This is a genomic window from Allorhodopirellula heiligendammensis (genome assembly GCF_007860105.1).
In the GTDB taxonomy this organism is placed as follows: Bacteria; Planctomycetota; Planctomycetia; order Pirellulales; family Pirellulaceae; genus Rhodopirellula; species Rhodopirellula heiligendammensis.
In genome coordinates this window covers 1,102,649-1,118,087 of record NZ_SJPU01000001.1, presented here as the reverse complement: position 1 = coordinate 1,118,087, position 15,439 = coordinate 1,102,649, and the positions used below count along the sequence as shown (strand labels likewise).

The following is a 15,439-nucleotide window of genomic DNA, read 5'->3' as shown; positions in this document are numbered from 1 at the left end:
AAACATCTGCAGACCAGCAACGTGGACTACGACAAAACTTAGACTACAGCAGACCGAAATGGATGAAACTCGGCGGAATGAACTGCTTGCCACCTATCGCGATGGATTGCTGAACGACACTTTGCCGTTTTGGATCAATCACTGCGTCGATCGCGAGCACGGAGGTTTCATGATGTCGCTCGATCGCGACGGTGCCGTGATCGATACCGACAAGGGCGTCTGGCAGCAGGGCCGATTCACCTGGCTACTGGGTGAGCTATACAACAACGTCGAACCCCGTGAAGAATGGCTGGAACTGGCGAAGCACGGCGCTCGATTTCTCGACGATCATTGTTTCGATTCATCAGATGGTCGGATGTGGTTCCATGTAACCCGTGACGGAAAGCCAATCCGCAAACGCCGCTATGCATTCTCGGAGAGCTTTGCAGCGATTGCCTACGGTGAACTTTTCAAGGCGACCGGCGAGGACCAATACGCCGAAAAAGCGAGCCGCACATTTCAACGATTTATAAACCACAACCTGAATCCCCAGGGCGTCGAGCCAAAATTCACCTCGACGCGACCGACCCGGGGCATTGGATTTCCAATGATTGCCCTTGTGACCGCCCAGGAGCTCCGCGAGTCCATCGGGCTGCCCGATGCCGACGCGTGGATTAATCGAAGTATTGACGACATCAAGCACTATCATTTCAAGGAAGATATCCAATGCGTCATGGAGACGGTGAGCCCGACGGGTGATTTGGTCGACCATTTCGACGGACGGTTGCTCAATCCCGGTCATGCGATCGAGGGTGCTTGGTTCATCATGCAGGAAGGACAGCTTCGCGGGGATGCCTCACTCATTCGAACTGGCTGCCAGATGCTTGACTGGATGTGGCAACGGGGTTGGGACCAGGAGCATGGGGGAATCCTATACTTTGTCGACGTGAAGGGTCGGCCCATCCAGGAATACTGGCACGACATGAAATTCTGGTGGCCGCAGAATGAAACGATCATCGCCACATTGCTCGCCCATCAACTCACCGGTGAATCGAAATATGCCACCTGGCACCAAATGATCCACGACTGGGCGTATGACCATTTCCCTGATCCAGTGCACGGCGAGTGGTTCGGTTATCTGCACCGAGACGGCAGCATCAGCTCGATGCTCAAAGGCAACCTCTGGAAGGGCCCCTTCCACATGCCGCGCATGCAGCTGATGTGCTGGAAAATGCTCGCAGACTCGCCGAAACAAAGGGTAACGCACTAACTCGCCCCCGATTATGTCGCGTCGGTTCGCTAGGAGTGAACTAGTCCCAAACTCGGGCGATGCAACTGTCCGCCGACTTGATTGTTCGTTTAACGAGGTTGAAACCACACGCCGGCCGAGTCGAACATCAGCCATCTTTGCTGCCACGTATGGCAGGCGGGCTTGCCGTGGGCGATGGCCTGGTTACGGGGCGGTATTTCTCCCACGGATCCGCACTGTTGGTTACACGACCACCCCGTGAACCATTTGAGGTTCTCGATGCTCTTGGACTTCGACACAATGTCATGTCTTTCGCAGAGCAGTTACGTCTAACCCCTCGCCGGATTGATCTACCGCTCGCCTGTTATCACATGTCGCCTGCTGGAGCCCTCTGTGGAGCCGAAATCGAAGCCCAGTCCTCTGACCTCTGCGGAGTGGAAGCTCGTGCTGTTGCTTGCTGCAATTAACTTCACGCACATCTTGGATTTCGTGATTGTGATGCCGCTGGGGGACCAGTTGCGTCACGAACTCTCCATCACGCCTCGGCAGTTCGGTTATATCGTCTCGGCGTACGGCATCTGTGCGACGATCACAGGGATCATCGCGTCGACCGTGATTGACCGATTTGATCGAAGAAAAACGATGCTGTGGTCGTTCGTCGGTTTTCTAGCAGCGACCTGGTACTGCGGTCTCGCGCCAAGTTACACACATTTGCTGATCGCTCGGGGCTTGTCGGGATTATGCGGTGGCATCGTGGCTTCGACGGTAATGGCATTTATCGTCGAATTGATTCCAGAGCAACGTCGCGGCCGTGCGATCGGCGCCGTGACTTCATCATTCGCGTTTGCGTCCACCATCGGGCTTCCGATCGGTTTAGCGCTCGCCAATGCCTCGCATCACTTCGGCACTCCCTTCATTGCGATCGCAATATTCGGGACGTTGGTACTCGCCGCAACGATGCTGCTGCTACCGTCGCTCCCCGGGACCCATCGCGATTTACATGTCCATCCCATGAAGACGTTGGTACATGTCGCTCGCCAAGCGAACCACCTTTGGTCATTCGCCTTCATGATCACGATGATATTCGGAACCTTCATGATCGTTCCCTACATTGCGCCGTACCTGCAGGCGAACTGCGGATTATCTCGAGGTAATCTGCCACTTGTCTACGCCGTCGCCGGAATCTTTTCACTCTTTGTGATGAACTTCAGTGGCTGGTTGACTGATCATTTCGGGCCCCGCCGAGTCTTTGCTGGTGCGGCAGGCGCGGCGATCGTGATGACCTTAGTGATCACCAACCTACCACCGGTTAGCTTAGTCATTGCGGTCCTCGTCACGACACTCTTCATGTGCGTTGCATCGAGCAGGATGGTGCCGGCACAAGCGATGATGCTGCGTTCAGCCGACCCAAAGTCTCGGGGAGCGTTCACGAGTCTCAATACGGCAATGTCACATTTCGCAACCGGTATCGGTCCACTCATCTCCGGTTCGATCATCGGCGAGGTATATCCGGGAGGACCATTGACGCAGTATTGGCTGGTAGGAGTTGTCGCCGTTTGTTTTGGGTTGCTCGCGATCGGGCTATCGTTCATGTTGCGTCCCCCGTCTGAAGCCGCTGCATTGACAGCGTGATTCGAATCAGCTGATGGGTTCCGGAGCCAATGTGAAAATGGAGTCGCAGGCGATACGCACATGCATCTTCTGACTACACGGTAATGCTCGAGGGTTGTCGTAGATCTTCGTGGATGCTTGGGAACTCAGAACACAGCGAGTGCCCGCATCCAAGTCGACCAGCAGATCGGTTGGGTCGCCAGCCAACAGTCCACCGCCTCAAGAACTGGACAAGCTGAACGGCAGCCTACACGCAGGCGTCGTGCTCGAACACGCTCTGGTAGGCATTATTTTCTTCAAAGTACTTCAGCACATCTGCGTAGAAATCGTGGATGCACAATGTCGCGCTATCGCCGACCATCACGAGTTTGCGTTTCGCCCGCGTCATCGCGACGTTGCTACGCCGTCGATCAGCGAGGAATCCAATGATGCCCTCGGGATTACTTCGCACCATCGTCAGCAGCACCACTTCTTTCTCACGTCCCTGAAAACCGTCGACGGTGTCAATCTGCAGTCCGTCGAGATCAAGGCGTGAACGAAGCAGCCGCACCTGCGCGGCGTAGGGAGCGATGATCGCAATCTCGTCGCCCTCGATCCCAGCATCCACCAGCTGGCGGACGAGGTCTACGATCACGTTTGCCTCGCCCAGATTCATCTTGCTCTGCCCATCCGGCTCCAGCTGCTCTTCGTGGCCAGCTCCGGCGGTGTCAATGAACAGCAGCGGTGTATCGGTCAGGGGTGTCCTGTCCACATCGGGGATATCAGACAATAGATGCCCCCGGACCGATGCGTCGGCAACCAATGACCCCTCGTAGAAATGATCGCTGCTGAATCTCATGATTGATTCATGCATGCGGTATTGCACCGTCAGACGCCTGTACACTGGCTCGCCAAAGCGTTGTACAAGACGCTGCATCAACGAATCACGCATGCCGATTTTGGCGGCCTCATCGCTGAGTACGGTAGGTGGCAGTTGGCAATGGTCCCCCGCGATAATCAACCGATCGGCGCGAAGAATCGCTTGCCACATGCCGCCCTCGGTGCTCTGGCAAGCCTCGTCAATGACAATGAGATCAAAACGTTCATCCCCCAGTAACTCTTCGTCAATGGTGGTGGTCGTACAGATCACGTCAGCACGATCGAGAACACCCCGCACGATCGATTTCTCCAACGAACGAATCTGGCCACGCAACCGTCCCGCCTGGGCGAACCACTCGCCACGCTCCCGACGTCCGCCATTGGAGCGCTGTGCCATCCGCAAGCATTGCTCGAGTTCCTGACGCAGATCTTTGATCACCTGGCTCGAGGGATCCTTTTCGACTTGGCCGTCGAGTGTGTAATCGCGGAGATGTTCGAACACGCGCGCGGGGTGGCCGACACGGACCACGTAGGGAACGAGTCGCTGTAACCGCTCGAGAAGATTGTCAACCGCTGTGTTGCTAGCTGCGCACGCGAGAACACGTTCGCCTCGCTCGACGGCTTGCGCGATCACTTCGGCGAGCGTGGTGGTTTTGCCAGTTCCGGGTGGGCCGTGGATGATGGCCACGTCATCAGCCAGCAACGCAAATGCGACCGCATCCTGTTGCGGACCATTGAGCTCCGTTCGAAACCGAATTTCGGCTCGCTCTTCAGCGATCGCGTCTTCGCTGACCGGTCCGACACTGAGTTTTCGACCATCGAACCGTGGCGAATCGATTCCCAATAGCACATCACGAAGTCGACCTCCACGACCGCGTTCGGTCCGGGCCTTGGCCATCGCCACGAGCTGACGTTTGCGAGTCGTTTCATCGGGGGACAGATCCAATCGATAACGAATGTCGCCGATCGACGAATTTCGGTGCTTACTAGCTTTGCCGGTCTTGACGTGGTGGGCATCTGGATCTGGGAACACCTCCGTCGCAATTTGAATTTGATCGTTTTTGCGGAGGCTGACGACTCCAGCAATGCCCTCGTCCGACGGATCGGCATCGTTGGAAAGAACGACGGGCGAGCCAACTTTGAGCCGGTTCATCGGCAGTTGCTGGCCCGCAGGCTTGGCCAAGTCCAACAGATACCGCCCGGCTAGGCCCGTGTGATAGTCGATCAGGTCGAGCCCCACGATCGCTTGACCCGTACTCTCGACGTCGCGTTCGCTACGAATTTGCCGCAGCCGAGCAAGCCGTGCCCGCTCAGCGTCCGCTTCGAGATCCAACCACAACGCAAGCTGATCAAAATAATCATTGACGTCGAGCGGGCGGTCGGTGGGCAAACCGTGGGGATAGGGCACAACCCGCGGCGGTGAATCAGACGCGTCGGCGAGTTTGGCGTGTTTTGAAGCCTTTTTTCTTTTCGCCGATTTTCCACTGCCAGCGGTGATACCGTCGCCAAACGAGTCAGCAGCTTGCCCTAGCCGTACCTCATGTCCGCTGGAGGTGCGATCCTGAGTACGTTTTTTCGGTTGGGAGGTGTCCGCTGTAGCGGATCGACCTTTACGAGTACGTGCCGACATGCGATGAGTCCGGGCGGAAAACTGAAACTATTAATGGACTCGGTGCCCATGCGCTATCTCCCTATCATCGCCATTGAAATGATTCTCGCCAGTGCTCTAGCCATTGTTTTGTACTGGTGGGACAAGCGGCTGGCACGAAAAAATGCAGGCCCGAGCTCCGACCGCTACCAACGCATCCCTGAACGAACCCTGCTCGTCGTCTCCTTGATCGGGGGCTGGCCGGGGGCATGGTGGGCGTCGCAAAAATTCCGGCACAAAACGCAAAAGCGTTCATTCCGAGTGCGGTTCTGGATCGCAGTACTGATCAACGTCGCGGTGATCATGGCGGTGCTGTCGATTTTTTGACGCCAATTCGATCGGTAAGGCCCAATATCTATGGCCCGAAGTAACGACGGCCGATTGCGATCAGCCTATCAACGACAGCGAACCGGCGTTCGGACGGGCTGCGGTCCCGCGCTATGACTTGCGGAGTTCGGTCGCTTCGGCTTCGAGTTTGGCGATCTCGTTTTCCAGCTCCGCCAACTCGCTGGGATCGTCAGCCTGTTCTTTCGAGCCGGCTAAGCGGGGCCGGAGCGTTTGCAGCTTCTTATTGATGATATCGAGTCGCTTCTTGGCTTTTTTGTCCATACCAGCTGTGGTGAAGGAAGGGGGGGTGTTCAAAACTCTAGCAAAGCTACCACAAAATGGATCACCAAGACATACAGTGTTGCCCATAACACGGTCGATGTGATGCTATGGCTGACATCACTTGCCGACTGTTTGGCCGTGATTCCACAGTGATAAGCAATGGCGGCGGTGCCAAATCCACAGAGCAGATTTTTCAACAGCACCCATCCCCACCCCTTGCCCAACAAAAACAGGCCGAGCACCGGTAGCTGGGAACCCCACGGTGTCTGCCCCAACGTGTCCGCCGGTAGCACGACTGCCCGAAAGAAGTGCTGGTACCAAAAATGAATCCCAATTTCTGGGTACGACAGCACAAAGGTCAGTCGGCTAATCCAATGCGAGGCGGTGAACGCGAGCCACTCGAGGATCGGGGTCGCGATTAAAAACGCCCCTAAAATCGGCACGAGCAGGTAGGCTGGAGTGCGAATACCGAACGTCTTCAACGCGTCGATCTGCCCGCCGTACTGCTTGACCCCCACATCAGCAGCGACTGCAGCTCCACAGCGAGCGGCGATCAACACCGTAGCTAAGATCGGCACCAATATTCGATAGAGGGCGAATCCGATCGCCGCCAACAACTCATCAATCAGCAAGGGCTGGGTATATAATCGAAAGGGCAAAAACCGCAGTGTAAAATATGTCGTTGTGAACCCCGCAATCACGCCCGCGACAACGAGATAGATGCATGCTGTCGGACCGCCGATCAATCCCAAGAAATGCCATAGAAACCGACCCGCCCAGCGCAGACGCGGGACGGTGGGAAACGCGTCAATCGGCAGCCTCGCGATCGCCTGTAGGGCAGCTCCGGTCGCGCCCAGAAAATTTCCAAAGGCGTTGGCGGTTGCATCTCCAGTGACACCCCACCACGACCGAGTCGAAGCGGTTGTCCGGTCAGAGGCTGGTGAGGCTGAATGCATCGCCGCAGCTTTCAATCTCTCCGGGATCTCACTCCATTGGTCGCGTGGCACCGAAACAATGGTCGTATTGTGTGAATCGAGCAACAGGACCTCGTCGGCGATCGGTAACAATGTTGCGTAATCGTGGGTGACCACCAGGCTCGTCCGTTCAAAACGCCGCTGCGTTTCCTGGATTAATTCTGCCACACGATGTCCCGTCGCCGCGTCCAATCCCGAGGTCGGCTCGTCGTAGAGAATAATGTCCGGATCGGCAGCAAGCGTGCGTGCAATCGCCAGACGCTGTTTTTGGCCACCGCTCAGTGCTGCGACCGGCGGAGCGGACGGCACGCCGAGCAATTCCAACCACTCAGAGGAGGAGTACCGTGGCGGCTGCGAACGGTCGGCGCGATGATCGATCGCAAACTGCACGTTCGCAGTCGGTGTGAGCTCATCGAACAAGGCAAACTGCTGAAAGACGATCCCCGTCCGTCCGTGCGAGCCCGACTCGAGCGCGGCGCCACCGAAACGCAGATCGCCCTCCCAATACACCGGTGATTGTCCACGCGGCAAAATGCCAGCGAGCAGCCGCAGCAGTACTGATTTCCCCGCACCACTGCCGCCGACCAACACGGTGATCTTGCCGCCAGGCACGTGGAGCGAAACATCGCGTAACAGCTCAGTGCCCGCCGCGCGAACATTCAGGTGCGCGATGGTGAGAGCAGTGGACACGGCTTCACTCATGACTGTTCGTCACGGTTGACATAGCGACCGAAATGACGCCAGTACCCACTATGATGGGCAACGGCGTTGAGCGGATGAGGTAGCAGGCCGCTGATATTGTGGTTGATTACACGATCACCGGTTAGTAGCTTCTCGCACGCCCGATGAACCTCGCCCGTGCCCACGACCCGATCCCATACTGGCGCGATCGACAAAATGCTATCGCGAGGTGAATACAGATTGATCAAGCGTCCAGCAAAGCGTTCCGCTAGCGGTTCCCAACCACGTCGCGAGGCCATCCCGCCCATCAGCACCACGTCCTCGATCCGGTAATGGTGCTCGTCCAGCGATTCCAATGCAGAGCGGATCACGACGGTGCCCAGGGAGTGGCCGTACAGAATCAATGGCCGCTTCGTGATTCCTGGAATTTCACGCAGCATCGCCGGTAGCAAGCCGCCGTCGCGGCGAGCGCAAAAGTGACGGTGGCGAAACTGTCCAGCACCCATCACGAGCGCGCCGCCTGCTCCGCCAGCGAGAGAACCGATCCCCAGCAAAGTACGTCCGGCTTTCAATGCCGGGATCCCGAATCGAATTCCTCGCGCAGCGACACCGACTGATGCTCCCGCCTCGCTCCACCGCCCCGAAGCCCAGTGCACAGCATAGGTGGAGCCGGCAAGGCCGGCGGAGCGAAGCAAGTTGGCGGTCGGACGGGAACGGTAGCCGCCGATAACCAGATGGATTGGCCCGCTATTGGATTCAGCAATGGTGTGCAGAGTGATGGGCAAGTCGGCGGCTCGAAAGCAGGTGAAGTGGGGGTGCGATTGTTGGGAGCAAAGTCGCCATTCCGCACCGAACTCATTCTACGTTACACTGCCGTGTGTGTCATCATTGTCCTTCGTGGCTTGTACGCCGCTGTCACCGTCCTGTTTACGCGAGGTGACGACTGACACGTTGTGCTCACGCGTTGAATGTCGCTCAGCTCAGCAAACTGTACGATATTGCGGCGACAGCCGTTTTTAATCAGTCCCTGTCTCCTTGTATCGCGTCGATGCCGGACCTCCGCTTCTCAAAGTCACACCGTGTCGTCAAAGGCGACCACTTCACGCAAGCCATGCGACGTGGGGGATGCGCCGCCGATGGTACGCTCGTGGTGTTTGCATTGGCACGATCCCAGGGCGATGAGCCGACGACTCGACTCGGAGTCACGATCCCCAAAAAAACGGGGAACGCTGTTGTACGGAACAAGTGGAAGCGACTGATTCGCGAATCCTTCCGCACGCAGCAAATCCGTATCCCAGCAGGATACGACATCATCGTCCGCCCCAAGAAAGATGCTGTGCTCCAGTGGAAAGAGATCCAACGTGGCTTGCCACGTTTGGTGGTTAAGGCGATTAAGCGGATCAAGTCGCCTTGATCTGGTACACCCGCGTTGGCTGAGTCTGGTCGTACGTGCGGCAATCCCGGCAGCATATGGCGCCGCTCATTAGCCCACCGCCTCTCTGCAACGCGAAACGCTCGCCCCGGCCCATAACGGGAGAACCGGCCCAGAACGGGAGAACCGGCCCCGAGCGGGAGGCCTGCCAGCGACCTAGCGATCCCTCGATCGATACCTCCGGCATGGTCAGCATCCGACCGCAGGTCTCGTCTTTGCGTGGATCGATCAGACCTTAGCAATCATTTTGTTTACCATCCTGTCGTGGGGGCAGCTTTGATGTACACTTACACTCCTTCAAATACCGAAAACTTCCACGTTATCAGAGGCGGCTGATCGACGCGAGAGATGGATCGATCTATGCAATCGCAGTCACAGTTCCCCGGCGGCCAGTCTCAATCTCAAGGTGGTGATTTACCAAGCTTGAGTGGTTATCAGAGCGATGGATTCTATGACGAAGTGGTCATGGACGATGGTGTCGCCCGTCCCGATTCGGTCGCGTTGGTCGATCTGATCAACCGACTTCCGGTAGGCGAACTGCAGCGTCGGCAACGAGCGATCGAGCGATCTCTCTACCAGATGGGCATCACGTTCACTGTGTATAGCGACAATGAGGGCACCGAGAAAATCATGCCCTTTGATATTGTGCCGCGAATTCTTTCCGCCGCCGTGTGGGCTGAAATCGAGGCGGGTTTGAAACAGCGAATTCGAGCCCTAAACCAATTTCTCGCAGATGTGTACAGCGAACGACGGATCATCAACGAAGGATTGATTCCGGCGCGGATTGTTGACTCTTGCCCACATTATCTCCCGCAGTGCATGGGTCTGAAACCGCCGGCGGGTGTTTGGTGTCACATCACCGGCACAGATCTGGTGCGAGATAACGAGGGCGCAGTGTTCGTGCTCGAGGACAACTTGCGATGCCCTTCGGGCGTCTCGTATGTACTGCAAAATCGCGCAATGATGAAGAAGAACTTCCCCCGCGCGTTCGCGGACTCGGGTGTCCGCCCAGTCAACGATTATCCATCGAGGCTGTATCACACACTGCGACAAATCGGCCCCGGTGGGATGCTCAATCCCAAGGTGGTGGTGCTCACGCCGGGTGTTTACAACAGCGCTTACTACGAACACTCTTTCTTAGCCCATCAGATGGGCGTCGAACTTGTCGAAGGTCGCGACCTCTTGGTTGAGAACGATCGCGTTTACATGCGGACGACCGATGGACTTCAGGCTGTCGATGTTATTTACCGCCGGGTTGACGATACGTTCTTAGATCCCGAGGTGTTTAACAAGGACTCAGTCCTGGGCGTTCCCGGATTGATGCGAGCCTATCGCGCCGGCAACCTCGCCCTCGCGAATGCACCGGGCACCGGCGTTGCCGATGACAAAGTTGTCTACGCATTTGTACCGGAGATGATTCGGTTTTATCTCAACGAAGAACCCATTCTTAACAACGTTCCCACCTACTTGTGCGAGCGCACAGAGGACCGCGAGTATGTGCTCGCTCACCTCGATGAGTTGGTCGTGAAAGCTGCCGGTGAGTCGGGCGGCTATGGAATTCTGATCGGACCGCATGCGAAACCCGAGGAACGTGCAGAGTTCGCGGAGAAAATTCGCGAGAACCCGCGTAATTACGTCGCCCAGCCGACACTGCAGTTGTCGCGTGTGCCCACGATGGTGAGCGATACTCTCGAGGGCCGCCATGTCGACCTGCGTCCGTACATCCTCTGCCGTAGCCCTGAAGACGTGTGGGTTTTGCCGGGCGGTTTGACGCGGGTGGCTTTGAAGAAAGGGTCACTCGTCGTTAATTCCTCCCAGGGCGGTGGTAGCAAGGACACTTGGGTCGTCGCCAGTCCCGGGCAGACTGTCGCTCAACCGTAGCAGGGCTTGAAGTGAATTTTGTTGAAGTCCTCACGTCGAGAGCTTTCAGCTGAAGTCACGGCAAAGCCACTGAGTCGCCCCTCCGCTTCACTACTAATTACCAACCTACCGTCATGCTTTCCCGCGTTGCCGAATCGGTTTATTGGATGAGTCGCCAAATCGAGCGTGCCGAGAATATCGCTCGGTTTCTCGAAGTCACCTTGCACTTGATCCTGGACCAACCTGAAAACCTCGTCGATCCTTGGGATCCATTAGTCCGCGTGACCGGGGACGAACAGTGGTTCAAAGAAAAATACGGTGCGCCCAATCAAGAGAACGTGGTTCACTTCCTCGCCTTTGACGACGAGTACCCACACTCAATGCTGACTTGCCTGCGCGCTGCACGTGAAAACGCTCGCGGTGTTCGCGAGAAGCTATCGTCTGAAGCGTTCGAGCAAATTAATGAGTTTTATCATTTCGTTCGCGACGCCTCCCGAAACGAATCGCTCGATCGCAACAGCAAGTTCTTTGATGACATTCGCCAGCATGCGCTACTTTGGAGCGGTGTTTTGGGGAGTACGATGGCCCAAGACACGACATGGCACTTTGCCAACGTTGGCCGGATGCTGGAACGATCCGACAAGACATCGCGGATACTCGACGTCAAGTACTTCAACCTGCTGTTAAGTGTCGATCACGTCGGAACGGCGATCGATGAGTTGCAGTGGTCTGCACTGCTACTAGCGATTAGTGGATTCGAAGCCTATCGACGCGACCACCACGATATTGACGTCGAGAACGTTGTCGATTTCTTTCTGTTCAATCGCACCTTCCCGCGTAGTGTTCATCACTGCATTGCCTCGGCGGGATGGTCCCTCAGCGAGATTGACCAGTGCTCACGAACACGCCAAGCCAGCCCCGCGAGTGAGAAAATGGACGCACTCCAACATCGCCTCGCCACTGCGAAAGTCGACGATGTACTCGCCAGCGGGATGCATGAATTTGTGGACGATCTGCAACGGGAACTCAACGACATCGGCAATTCACTTGCCGAAGACTATTTCCAATCGTCACATAAGTAGTCCGACCACGCGAACCGCGTCCATCTTCCTCTAGTCTTTTTGGTTTTCTCATGACGATTCGCGTTGCGCTGCATCACAAGACATCTTATCACTACGACCGACAGATCATGCTGGGCCCGCAATTGGTGCGACTGCGTCCGGCATACCATGGCCGGACGCCGATTCCAGCATATAGCTTGACAGTCTCGCCGGATCAGCATTTTGTCAACTGGCAGCAGGATCCGTTCGCCAATCCGGTCGCCAGACTGATCTTCGAGAAACCCACCGATCACTTTTGCGTGACAGTTGACTTGATCGCTGACATGACCGTGATCAATCCGTTCAACTTCTTTGTGGATGATGCCGCTGGAGAATTTCCGTTTGAATATGACGCGGAAACTCGTCAGCAGTTGGCGAGCTATTTAGAACCAGGCGAGTTGACACCCGCGCTGAAAAAGTGGATTGAGTCTTTACCGCAGTCCAACGAACGGACGATCGACTTCATTGTTGATATCAATCGCGCGGCCCAGGAAAAGATTGATTACAAAATCCGCCTCGAACCCGGGATGCAGACACCCGAGCAGACATTGACGCTCTGCAGCGGGTCGTGCCGCGATTCGGCATGGATGTTGGTCGAAACCTTCCGTCAGATGGGATTGGCGGCTCGCTTCGTATCGGGGTATTTGATTCAACTTGCCACCGATCAGGAATCGCTCGACGGCCCCTCAGGTCCCACCGAAGATTTTTGTGACTTGCACGCTTGGACCGAAGTGTTCCTGCCTGGTGCAGGCTGGGTCGGGCTTGACCCAACGAGCGGTCTGCTCGCTGGCGAGGGGCATATTCCGCTGGCATGCACGCCGACGTACTCAGGGGCCGCTCCTATTGCGGGTGGGCACGAGCCGTGCGAGGTCTCCTTTGAGCACGAGATGACGGTCACTCGGGTTCACGAAGACCCGCGGGTAACCAAGCCGTACACCGATACAACTTGGAGTGAGATCCTCGCCGCTGGCGACAAGATCGACGAGCAACTCGAGGCGGGCGATGTACGGCTGACCATGGGCGGTGAGCCCACGTTTGTTTCGATCGATGACATGGATCATCCGCAGTGGAACACCGACGCGGTGGGTGAAGACAAGCGGGTGCTGAGCAACGTTCTCCTAAAACGATTTCGCGATAAGCTCGCCTCCTCGGATCAGATTGGCGGAGGCAGTCTTCTGCACTACGGTCAAGGCAAGTGGTACCCCGGCGAGCAGTTGCCGCGGTGGGCCCTGACCTGTGTGTGGAGGCGCGACGGACAACCGATTTGGCACGACGAGAAATGGCTCGCCGATGAAGGTCGCGATTATAAGCACACTCATGAGGAGGCCCAGCGTTTCATCCGCATCCTGTCTCGTGAGCTCGGCATCAGCGCCAAGATGACCTTCCCCGTCCACGAAGACATCTTCCACTATTTGTGGAAAGAGGACCGGCTGCCGGTCGATATCGACCCCGCCGATCCGCGGTTGAAGGATCCCAATGAGCGGGCGATGTTAATGAGGACCTTCGGCAATGGTCTCGGCACGCCCGTTGGCTACGTGCTGCCATTGCGTCGAGCTTGGTGGCAAGCCCAGCCAGGTTGGATGGGTGGTAAGTGGCCGATTCGCAGTGGAAAGATTTATCTCATTCCTGGAGAGTCGCCGATTGGCCTGCGATTACCTTTAGATAAGCTACCGACCGATTCATACAGCGATGCGCCGTTCTACTCGACGCCCTTTGATCCGACGATGCAGCATGGACCGCTGCCGACATCTGCTCGCACGATTGGTGACGACGCGCGCAGTATCCGCGGAATGGATAGTTACGTCGCCGCTCGGCAGGGCGGCACCGGCGGAGCTAGCAGCCGAGATGACGTAGCCTCCGCAACGGTCAACGAACAGACGATTGATGACGTCGACGAAGATGACTTGCCGACCCATGATGATGTCGTCCATACAGCACTCTGTGTGGAAGCTCGGTTCGGTCGACTACACGTATTCATGCCGCCAGCTCAGCGTCTGGAGGACTACCTCGATTTGATCTCCGCGATCGAGCAGACCTGCGCGATGACAGAACTGCCCGTTGTGGTCGAGGGCTACCTGCCCCCAGCAGATGATCGCATCGATTATTTCAAAATCACTCCTGACCCTGGCGTGATTGAAGTCAACACACAACCATCACCGACCTGGCGATCGCTTGTGAATTTGACTCAGACGCTCTACGAGGAGGCAAGATTATCGCGGCTCGGGACTGAAAAGTTCGACCTCGATGGTCACCATACGGGCACGGGGGGTGGCAATCATATTGTCATGGGCGGTGCCAAGCCGGCCGACAGCCCGTTTCTTCGTCGCCCCGATCTGCTGGGCAGTCTGATCCGATGTTGGCACAACCACCCCTCGCTGTCGTACATGTTCAGCGGGAAATTCATCGGGCCGACCAGCCAAGCACCGCGGATGGACGAGGCCCGTAGCGATTCTGTCTACGAGATGGAGATCGCACTCGCTCAGTTACCTCCTGTGGGGACGGCTGTACCGCCGTGGCTGGTCGATCGCTTGTTCCGCGACCTTCTCGTTGATACGACCGGGAACACTCACCGAGCTGAAATCTGTATCGACAAGATGTATTCCCCTGACAGCTCCACTGGGCGACTGGGCTTGGTGGAACTTCGCGGCTTCGAGATGCCCCCCCATGCCCAGATGAGCTTGGCCCAGCAGCTTTTGATTCGTGGGATCGTCGCTGCGTATTGGGAATCCCCTTACACCGATCCCTTGGTGCACTGGGGCCCGATGTTGTACGACAGGTATCTACTGCCCTACTTCGTTTGGCAGGACCTGCAGAAGTTGACCAATGAACTGCAGCGGGCCGGTTCGCCGGTGCGAGGCGATTGGTTTGCCCCCCACCATGAATTCCGATTCCCGGTGATGGGCGAGCTGGTTGTTGACGGCGTACGGATGGAAGTTCGCAGTGCTATCGAGCCCTGGTACGTGATGGGCGAAGAGGCGGGGTCGGCCGGTACCGCTCGCTTTGTCGATTCGTCTCTCGAGCGTCTGCAAATTCTCGTGGAAGGCATGGACCCGCAGCGTTATGCGGTGACCTGTGCGGGACGCCGCGTGCCCCTGCATCAAACCGGAGTGACTGGGCAAGCGGTAGCCGGTATCAAGTATCGTGCTTGGCAGCCGCCGAGATGCTTGCATCCCACCATCGGAATTCAGACGCCGCTCAGATTCGATTTGATCGACTTGAAGGCTCGCCGGAGCGTTGGGGGTTGTACCTACCACGCCGTCCATCCTGGTGGTATTTGCAGCGACAATTTCCCCATCAATGCAAAGGAAGCCGAATCTCGACGCACCGCGAGATTTGATGCCTTCACGATGACGGGTGGCGAAATGCAAGTGCCGCAGCTGCCGACCTTCCACGGTTCTGAGCCTTACCCGCTTACAATGGATTTGCGGCGGCCTTAGA

The 15,439-nt window shown here is 56.9% G+C and carries 13 protein-coding genes; 8 read left to right on the top strand and 5 right to left on the bottom strand.

Going from position 1 to position 15,439, the window contains the following annotated elements; translation table 11 throughout:
• Window positions 1-58 precede the first annotated feature (58 nt).
• Both Poly21_RS04280 and Poly21_RS04275 read left to right on the top strand, forming a co-directional pair.
• On the top strand, window positions 59-1,249 hold the full coding sequence (locus Poly21_RS04280; protein ID WP_146405730.1) for an AGE family epimerase/isomerase: 1,191 nt from the start codon (window positions 59-61) through the stop codon (window positions 1,247-1,249).
• A gap of 423 nt (window positions 1,250-1,672) precedes the next feature.
• Window positions 1,673-2,860: an MFS transporter gene (locus Poly21_RS04275; protein ID WP_146405729.1), complete on the top strand. Its 1,188-nt coding sequence runs from the start codon at window positions 1,673-1,675 to the stop codon at window positions 2,858-2,860.
• A 6-nt stretch (window positions 2,861-2,866) separates the two neighbouring features.
• Here the strand turns inward: Poly21_RS04275 and Poly21_RS28205 are convergent, their stop codons facing one another.
• Together Poly21_RS28205 and Poly21_RS04265 are read right to left on the bottom strand one after the other, a co-directional pair.
• Window positions 2,867-3,046: an urease accessory protein UreD gene (locus Poly21_RS28205; RefSeq protein ID WP_367302522.1), complete on the bottom strand. Its 180-nt coding sequence runs from the start codon at window positions 3,044-3,046 to the stop codon at window positions 2,867-2,869.
• A gap of 40 nt (window positions 3,047-3,086) precedes the next feature.
• A complete protein-coding gene (locus tag Poly21_RS04265) occupies window positions 3,087-5,327 on the bottom strand; it encodes an AAA domain-containing protein (protein WP_146405728.1) in 2,241 nt (746 codons plus the stop codon).
• 48 nt (window positions 5,328-5,375) lie between these two features.
• On the opposite strand from Poly21_RS04265, the gene Poly21_RS04260 reads away from it, so the two are divergent.
• Window positions 5,376-5,672 (top strand): DUF1294 domain-containing protein, encoded by a 297-nt coding sequence (locus tag Poly21_RS04260; protein WP_302117513.1) that lies wholly within the window; start codon window positions 5,376-5,378, stop codon window positions 5,670-5,672.
• 111 nt (window positions 5,673-5,783) lie between these two features.
• Here the strand turns inward: Poly21_RS04260 and Poly21_RS27010 are convergent, their stop codons facing one another.
• The 3 genes from Poly21_RS27010 to Poly21_RS04250 are packed head-to-tail and all read right to left on the bottom strand — an operon-like array spanning window position 5,784 to window position 8,181.
• Entirely contained in the window at window positions 5,784-5,954 is a 171-nt protein-coding gene (locus tag Poly21_RS27010; RefSeq protein ID WP_302117512.1) for a hypothetical protein, read from the bottom strand.
• A gap of 29 nt (window positions 5,955-5,983) precedes the next feature.
• On the bottom strand, window positions 5,984-7,618 hold the full coding sequence (locus Poly21_RS04255) for an ABC transporter permease (RefSeq protein ID WP_146405726.1): 1,635 nt from the start codon (window positions 7,616-7,618) through the stop codon (window positions 5,984-5,986).
• Between the two features lie 8 nt (window positions 7,619-7,626).
• A complete protein-coding gene (locus tag Poly21_RS04250) occupies window positions 7,627-8,181 on the bottom strand; it encodes a DUF726 domain-containing protein (RefSeq protein ID WP_302117510.1) in 555 nt (184 codons plus the stop codon).
• A 78-nt stretch (window positions 8,182-8,259) separates the two neighbouring features.
• On the opposite strand from Poly21_RS04250, the gene Poly21_RS27005 reads away from it, so the two are divergent.
• The 5 genes from Poly21_RS27005 to Poly21_RS04230 all read left to right on the top strand — a co-directional run bounded on the left by Poly21_RS27005 (window position 8,260) and on the right by Poly21_RS04230 (window position 15,438).
• Window positions 8,260-8,556, top strand: coding sequence for a hypothetical protein (locus tag Poly21_RS27005; protein WP_302117508.1), 297 nt, complete (start codon window positions 8,260-8,262; stop codon window positions 8,554-8,556).
• Between the two features lie 17 nt (window positions 8,557-8,573).
• The gene (rnpA, locus tag Poly21_RS04245; RefSeq protein ID WP_436967473.1) at window positions 8,574-9,023 is read left to right on the top strand and encodes a ribonuclease P protein component; all 450 of its coding nucleotides are present in this window, start codon (window positions 8,574-8,576) and stop codon (window positions 9,021-9,023) included.
• Window positions 9,024-9,401: 378 nt separating this feature from the next.
• A complete protein-coding gene (locus Poly21_RS04240) occupies window positions 9,402-10,922 on the top strand; it encodes a circularly permuted type 2 ATP-grasp protein (RefSeq protein WP_302117506.1) in 1,521 nt (506 codons plus the stop codon).
• 113 nt (window positions 10,923-11,035) lie between these two features.
• Window positions 11,036-11,983: an alpha-E domain-containing protein gene (locus Poly21_RS04235; protein WP_146405722.1), complete on the top strand. Its 948-nt coding sequence runs from the start codon at window positions 11,036-11,038 to the stop codon at window positions 11,981-11,983.
• Between the two features lie 50 nt (window positions 11,984-12,033).
• A complete protein-coding gene (locus Poly21_RS04230; RefSeq protein ID WP_146405721.1) occupies window positions 12,034-15,438 on the top strand; it encodes a transglutaminase family protein in 3,405 nt (1,134 codons plus the stop codon).
• Window position 15,439: the final 1 nt, after the last annotated feature.